Source organism: Pseudoalteromonas luteoviolacea (assembly GCF_021654285.1).
GTDB lineage: Bacteria > Pseudomonadota > Gammaproteobacteria > Enterobacterales > Alteromonadaceae > Pseudoalteromonas > Pseudoalteromonas luteoviolacea_J.
On record NZ_JAKFZS010000065.1, the window covers coordinates 1 to 7031 of the forward strand.

Consider the following 7031-nt stretch of genomic DNA (forward strand, 5'->3'; position numbering starts at 1 on the left):
GTACTATATTCTAAAATATAAGAAATAATAAATGAAGTATAAGTAGTTGTATCAAGAAGAAAGTTATGAAGCAGGAAGTTTTGAAAGAGTTCATTCAAAAGGTTTGGAATGAAGGAGATATTAACGCTATCCCCAAATATATTGCTGAAAAATACACTATAGTTCATGACCCTGCGGATCCGTGGGAAGGGATGGAGTTAGATGTAGCTGATTTTCAAGAGAGAGTATCAGTATCGAGGGCGCCAGTTCCTGATCAAGCCTTTGATATTCAAGAGTTGTATGAAAAAGAAGATAGTATTTGCATTACTTGGCGTTGGAGCGCCACACATTTGGGAGAAATAGCGGGTATTCCACCTTCTGGTAAAAAAATAACGATGTCTGGGGCAACTGTTTATTATTTCCAAAATAACCTTATCACTGGGCACTGGCAGGTTGCTGATCGGCTTGGAGTTTTTCAGCAAATGCAAAGCAATCAAAACGAATAGGCTTAATAGGCATTATCAAGGCTGCAACCCTTTTCATTTTCTGTTTTATATTGATATGCCGGTTTAGTTCAAACTTGGTGCAGTTTCGTTAGTGATACACATGGTTTTTAGCTCTCAGAAGACTCATAAATTTAAAAACAACATTTACTATCATGGCCAGTACCTTTAGCCAATAGCTTAGCATGTATGTTATTTTTATTGATGTTAGCCACTAAAGCTAACTTTTTGATAGCTATCGGGTGATGTTTGATAGTTTGGCGTTAAAAATATAGCTCTAGCTAAGTGTTTTTGGGTTCATATTAACTGGCGTGAATTTGGACCCATTTAAAATATCGTGTTGTGTTGGATTGCTTAAAACGAAGGCTACTTCTAATTTTAAGCTGTGTATAGCGTAAAGGGCTCCGCGAGGCTAAACGTGTTAAAAAACAGTCCGATGAGTAAAGTGAAAAGGTTATTATATATTAGAGTTTATCCTAGCATTTGGTCCGTCGCTTATTGTGTTGATTATGGCGCTTATATTTAGCCCTGCATTGTTGATCGGCCTTGAGCAAGACATATGGAGTAAGGTGCTTATTCTTATACTTATTATATTAGGCTTAGTAGGTTTTTGGGGGGCAATCAGCCTAATCGGACTAACTTTATTTCCATTGCAAGAAAATACAAAGCCCATTAGATTAAAGCTATATATTATATCTGGCGTTATTGCTTCTTCAGCAGCAAGCTTTTTTGCTAGTACGATTAGCCTGTATTTACTTGCCGTATTTATAGCTCCGATACTGGTTTCATTGCAATTAGTGATAAAACAAAGGGACTATCTTTCGACTTAGCTTAACTTGTGAGGAGATATGCTTGGGCTAACCTCGATAAGGGTTAAACAATTATACATGAGATTTGTTAAATAGGGTTTCATTACTAAATTCTGTTTAAACCCGAAAGTTACAGCTTTATCAGTTTATATGTGGGGTGTTTATTCTTATTACTTAATGTTCATTGCAAACTAAACTAGAAAAAGTTGCGATGCGCTACGCCTCGCAACTTAAAAAATTAACAAGTTGCCGTGGTTGCATTACAGTTGTGAATAATTGAATTGGAGTTACATTGTAAAAAGCTCGGACATATGGTTGTACATCCCAAGTTAGTTATGTTGGGAGTTGGGCTATATCCACCTGCAATATTAGGTGTGGCTCCTTTATCTAAGTTGGTAGTAGTCTTACTTAAATTTTTGATTTTCTTTTTCTTAAACTTCAGGTTCATTATCATTCCTTGTGTATGTGTTTTTGTTAATTACTAAATTTAAATATACATTACTAGGGAAAATATCAAAGTAAAATTTTGTAAAGTGGGTACACAAAGATAGAGTTCGGTTAGGTAAGAGGTTATTTTATTAAATAAAAATTTCACTTATGTTTGTTTAGCGAATAGTGGCAAAAAACGTGAACTGTGCTTTTATTTAAGCTCAAAACCAATTGCTTTTTCTAAATTTCTTAAACGTGTATTTATCAAAAGCTAAAAGGAGTTTTTTATGTCTAAGTTTGCATATCTCATCATAATATTTTTTGCTTTTCATACACTAGCAGAAGAAAATACGTGCGATTCTCTTGAATCTTTATCTTGGCTTATTGGCGGTTGGAGCTCAAAAAGTAGTAAGTTGCAAGTGAAAGAGTCATGGAAAAAGGTAAGTAATTCGACGTTTGAGGGCTCAGGCTACACCTACTCGATAAAAAAGAGCAAAACAGTTAGTGTTGAAACTTTACGACTTGTTGAGATGTCAGGGGAGGTGTTTTATGTGGCAAAAGTTGCAAGTAATAGTTTGCCGATTGCATTTAAATTGACTAGTTGCACAGCTGAAACTGCAATATTTGAGAATCCAGATCATGATTTTCCTAAAAAGCTAACTTATCAATTTAAAAGTGAAAATAACATCACTGTTGCAGTCACTGGAGAAAAAGGAAAGGGCTTTTCAATAAAGTTTATGCGTGAAATCGATAAATGATAGATTGAAAAATCTAAATAAGGAGTTTAGAAAAGTAGATAAGTTTAATTTTCATACAAATTTAGCTTTTCTTTTTATCGTCAAGTTGTTGCATTGAGTTAGGTCTGCACTCAATTTTGGCCATGTTGTAATGACATTGATGTTGTAGTGTTATCACACACCTATTTTATTCCGTTTCGAACTTGGTCTAATTGGTAAAGTAAAGCCTTACATTATACGAAAATATCAATAATGACCTGTAAGTAAAATAAATCATTGGGAAGCGCTTTAATAATAAGATGTTTTTCATAAATTAAGGATACCTATAGTAATTAGGGTCAAATTGATAGACCTCATTCGCTATAAAGTAGAAGGGACTTATTAATATAGTGTCCTTAAAATTCTAATAATTAAAAAATATCAATATTATAAAATGTTATAATTAAAAGTTAATGGGGTTGTAGGTTGTTGTTATTTTTACTTTGAATTCTACGTTGAAAAGTAGAATTGTTATATTTTACATTTTTGTAAGTGCATGGTTTGTATAGCTAAATTATGTTTGCTAGTGTTATTTACAACCACTGCTTAGTGGGATAATTAAAATAATAAATTTAAAATCTCGTAAAATTAATAAGGGTAATTATGAATTTACTATCAAAGGTCGCTATTGCTTCTATAACTGTTTTATCTGCTAGTGTTTTTGCTGCTGGAGACCAAAAGGTCAACTGTAAAACAACGACAGTACAAACCCCATATTGGTATGGTTGGGCTAGCTGTCACGCTTCTGGTGAGTACCTCAATGAGTACGTCAGCCAGCATCATTCTCAGTGGATAACATTAAAAGAAACAAAGTATGAGAATGGTAACTGGACAACTTATAGATGTGATGCACCATTGCCTAATAAAGGATATAACACCAGTTCACGAGAGTCATGTCAGTATACGCCTAAAGCAAATATTACAGAGCATTTGGTCGAATCGCATTATGACCGAATTACTGGTATCACTTATTATGAAGCTGACGTGATTGTTGCAGATTTTAATTACAGTGACCGCGATGGTCAGGTGCAAAAGGTAGAGAAGTGGGTAAATGGAGTGAGTACGACCCGTAGCCATGTAGATATCCGTACTACAAGCACTGTGAAACTAAGAGTGACGGACAATGACGGTAATGTAACCGAGACTACCAGAACGTTGAGACCACCAATGATCCAGCAATGCCGACGCGGTGATATGTTAATCCTATGTGGGGATGATTTTCTATAATAAATTACTGTGAGAGCTATGAGTTATTGAAAGTTGCCCATTGGCAAAAACAAGACGGATGAAGTAACTTAAACCACATAAAAATACAGAACTACGCAGTTACATAGTGTAGTTCTTTTTTATTTTTAGAACATAAATATATAGTCAGTGATCCTGATTAAGGGGGTACACTAATTATTTTCTCATGTGGTTATCCGCTTTGTTATTTTAGTGGTCATTGGTCATATGCTCCGTGCATCTATAAGCTGTTCGGGTAGTTTATGAGTATTCGACAAATTAATTAAAATTTGCTCTTTCGCTAAGCTCGTAGCAGTAATTTGTAAATCATGGCTAACAACAAGTGCGCTTTAGGGTATTAGTAATATCTTTTGCGTATAAGCTTACGAAGTATTGAATTTAGTTTCTAGCAGTTAACAAGTTGACTAAATAGTGGTAATAGTTATGCGTGATTGAATATTAGGGTCGTGGCGGATGTATTAACCACCCAATCATGAGCAATTAATACACGCAGGTCTATGTACCAAAACGCAATCTAAGGCTTTGAAACGGCCGCGAGACCTTGCCAGTCTTCTAAATCCTGATCTGGTTTTTCTTGCCTAAATTGAGCGTATTGAACTACACCCATCTTATCTTCGAGAATATCGACTGTAATGCCTTTTTCTTTTAATAATGCTTCGTTACCGCATGCATTGGTAACATCTCCAACAACCACGCGTTGAAAGCCTCGCATGTAAAGCAAGGTTGCGCACACATCACATGGGCTCAAACTGGTGTAAAGCGTGGTCTGTGAAAAATCAATTCTGCCAGCGTCGCGAATTGCTGATGTTTCACCATGGTTATAAGGGTGTGATTCTTGAACCAACGTATTGTGACCTTTTCCGACAATTTGCTTGGTTGTGTTGTTGACGATAACAGCGCCAATCGGGCATCCGCCTTCTCCATAACTTTTTTTAGCAAGTAGCACAGCGATCCGCATATAGTCTACGTCACTTAGCTTTTGATTAAATTCATCAGTAGTGATAACAGGTAGGCTTAAAGTTGGCATGTGAGCGATTACATTAAGGTGAGTGTCGTTTATGTCTGTCTCGCCATCGAATAGTGGTTGGATCATGAGTTTATCCATTTAATTACTACTAACTATTATATAAAAGAACAATAAGGAGCAATTGTGAAGTATGAGGATAAATTTAATGCTGAAAAATAGGGAAAAATAGATTGCTTTGAAAAAGTTCACTATTGAGCTTGTTTTATAAAGCTGCCTATCTCAATATGGTAAACATTATAAATAAGGAAGGAATACACAATGGCAAAATATGAAATGCTAGTCGGGTTAGAGGTGCTGGATGATGTTGTATATAGTCAGTATCGCACTGCTATGAAACCCATTTTAGAAGAGAATGGTGGTGAGTTTGGCTATGACTTTCGCGTTTCAGAGGTATTTAAAAGCGAAGTAAACGAATGTATTAATCGTGTATTTACGCTGCGATTTCCAAGTAAAAGTATCATGACTTCATTTTTTGATGACCCAAGATATCAAGCAGTTAAATCAGCTTATTTTTCGCCTTCTGTTGGAAGTTTCACAATTATTCGTGGGTATGCTGTTGAAGAGCTTGATACCTGATAGTTTCAGATCGCGCAGGTACTATTGGTAATGGCATGGCTGTTCAACTATATAAAGTAGGCAAATGTCAGAGCAGGTAATGTATGATTTTTGGTCAAAAAACAATCGCTAATTTACTTTTATTTAAAGTAAAGGTGAAGTTTGCCCTTTTTAATACAAGAGTTTAATTGTATCTTACCACCAACTTTAATCATGCTGATTTAAAAGGATAAATGATGAAAAGATTGGTGTTGTGTATGGATGGTACTTGGAATAAGCCTGCGCAATATGATCGAGGGAAAAGAAAACCAACTAATGTGGTAAAACTAGCGAGAGGCGTTGACCCTGTCTGTCCCGATGGTGTGCACCAAGTAGTTTATTATAGCGAAGGTGTCGGAACACAGTGGGGGATGGACAGGATTTTAGGTGGCGGCTTTGGCTTAGGTTTATCCCAAAATGTTATACGTGCTTATCAATTTTTAGTTTTAAACTATCAGCCAGGAGACGAGATCTATGGTTTCGGCTTTAGCCGTGGAGCTTATACGATCCGCAGTGTAATAGGGCTAATTAACAAAATTGGATTATTGCCAAAAGACCATGCTTTTTATATGCCTGAAGCATATAGGCTCTATCGTAATACAGCGCCCGACAGTGAAGTTGATAAATTTAAGGCTGAACATAACTGTACAGATGTGTCGATTAAATTTGTTGGTGTGTGGGATACCGTTGGCGCATTAGGTTTACCCTTTGACTTTGATTTGATCAATGGGCGCTATCGATTCCACGATGTGAGCCTCACTGAAAATATTGAACATGCTTATCATGCTTTAGCAATAGATGAAAAGCGAGGACCATTTAAACCTGCAATCTGGACATTACCTGAAGGCTCTAAACAAACATTAGAGCAAAAATGGTTTGCAGGAAGCCATAGCAATATCGGTGGTGGTTATTCGCAAGATGGGTTAGCAAATATCTCTTTGCATTGGATAAAGGATTGTGCCAAAGCGCATGGATTGATTTTCAATGAAGCATTTTTGTCATATTATCGTCCTTATCATTTAGATGAATATAGAGACTCCATGAGTTGGCTATATAAAATCACAGAAAGGGTTCGAAAGCTTGGGGTAGGCAAGCGTACCAATGAATCATTGCATGAAAGTGTATACAAACGTATTTCTGACAGCGAGAGCTATCAACCACAAAATGCCATTGAGTTTATGGAAAAGCTTGAGGATAAAAGGCAGGTTACTCAATAATAATATAAATCAGCGTTGTCAGAATGCCTTGACATATGACAACGCTAAAGAACCTTAAATGTATCCATTGATTCAAAAGAAACTGAGTTAACTTGTTTAGTTGTAGTGAGTAATTGAATTTTTTGTGTTCGAGCTGAACTGTACCTGACTTGTGATCTTCATCTCTTTTAACTATACAATAATCACACTTTTGCTTGATAAGAGGCTTTGACTCTTCAACTAATAGTATTTCAGAGTTGTCAATAATCGGGTTATGCCTTCATTTTTACTCGTTACAAGGTGAATTTGTCTCTCTTTTTTTAAAATTCAATGTGTGACATGAGCTGAGCAAATAAAAAGCAGGCAGTTCATGCCAGCTTTTTTCAATCAAATTAATGTCAACATGATAACTAGGTGGCTGTTATGGTAGCTACTTTTAAGACGAATAGAGAAATATTCATTTGATAGTTAAT

Annotated in this window: 7 protein-coding genes; 6 read left to right on the forward strand and 1 reads right to left on the reverse strand. The window is 35.9% G+C overall.

From position 1 onward, the window contains the following. Positions 1-65 precede the first annotated feature (65 nt). The 4 genes from L1077_RS26805 (at position 66) to L1077_RS26820 (ending at position 3723) form a co-directional block, all read left to right on the forward strand. Positions 66-485 (forward strand): ester cyclase, encoded by a 420-nt coding sequence (locus tag L1077_RS26805; RefSeq protein WP_237139820.1) that lies wholly within the window; start codon positions 66-68, stop codon positions 483-485. A 506-nt stretch (positions 486-991) separates the two neighbouring features. Further along, on the forward strand, positions 992-1312 hold the full coding sequence (locus tag L1077_RS26810) for a hypothetical protein (protein ID WP_237139821.1): 321 nt from the start codon (positions 992-994) through the stop codon (positions 1310-1312). A 695-nt stretch (positions 1313-2007) separates the two neighbouring features. Further along, positions 2008-2478 carry a DUF6265 family protein gene (locus L1077_RS26815; RefSeq protein ID WP_237139822.1) on the forward strand — a complete coding sequence of 157 codons (471 nt, stop codon included), beginning with the start codon at positions 2008-2010 and terminating at the stop codon, positions 2476-2478. A gap of 621 nt (positions 2479-3099) precedes the next feature. Then, positions 3100-3723 carry a hypothetical protein gene (locus L1077_RS26820; RefSeq protein WP_237139823.1) on the forward strand — a complete coding sequence of 208 codons (624 nt, stop codon included), beginning with the start codon at positions 3100-3102 and terminating at the stop codon, positions 3721-3723. 532 nt (positions 3724-4255) lie between these two features. Here the strand turns inward: L1077_RS26820 and L1077_RS26825 are convergent. Beyond that, positions 4256-4834 (reverse strand): nucleoside deaminase, encoded by a 579-nt coding sequence (locus L1077_RS26825; RefSeq protein ID WP_239033123.1) that lies wholly within the window; start codon positions 4832-4834, stop codon positions 4256-4258. Between the two features lie 192 nt (positions 4835-5026). Here L1077_RS26825 and L1077_RS26830 point away from each other — a divergent pair, with 192 nt between their 5' ends. After that, positions 5027-5344 carry a DUF1330 domain-containing protein gene (locus tag L1077_RS26830; protein ID WP_237139824.1) on the forward strand — a complete coding sequence of 106 codons (318 nt, stop codon included), beginning with the start codon at positions 5027-5029 and terminating at the stop codon, positions 5342-5344. A gap of 212 nt (positions 5345-5556) precedes the next feature. Then, positions 5557-6579 carry a DUF2235 domain-containing protein gene (locus L1077_RS26835; RefSeq protein WP_237139825.1) on the forward strand — a complete coding sequence of 341 codons (1023 nt, stop codon included), beginning with the start codon at positions 5557-5559 and terminating at the stop codon, positions 6577-6579. Positions 6580-7031 lie beyond the last annotated feature (452 nt).

Excerpts from the sequence above, each read along its gene's own strand:
- L1077_RS26805 (WP_237139820.1), top strand. The coding sequence starts at position 66 with ATGAAGCAGGAAGTTTTGAAAGAGTTCATTCAAAAGGTTTGGAATGAA.
- L1077_RS26810 (WP_237139821.1), top strand. The coding sequence starts at position 992 with ATGGCGCTTATATTTAGCCCTGCATTGTTGATCGGCCTTGAGCAAGAC.
- L1077_RS26815 (WP_237139822.1), top strand. The coding sequence starts at position 2,008 with ATGTCTAAGTTTGCATATCTCATCATAATATTTTTTGCTTTTCATACA.
- L1077_RS26820 (WP_237139823.1), top strand. The coding sequence starts at position 3,100 with ATGAATTTACTATCAAAGGTCGCTATTGCTTCTATAACTGTTTTATCT.
- L1077_RS26825 (WP_239033123.1), bottom strand. The coding sequence starts at position 4,834 with ATGATCCAACCACTATTCGATGGCGAGACAGACATAAACGACACTCAC.
- L1077_RS26830 (WP_237139824.1), top strand. The coding sequence starts at position 5,027 with ATGGCAAAATATGAAATGCTAGTCGGGTTAGAGGTGCTGGATGATGTT.
- L1077_RS26835 (WP_237139825.1), top strand. The coding sequence starts at position 5,557 with ATGATGAAAAGATTGGTGTTGTGTATGGATGGTACTTGGAATAAGCCT.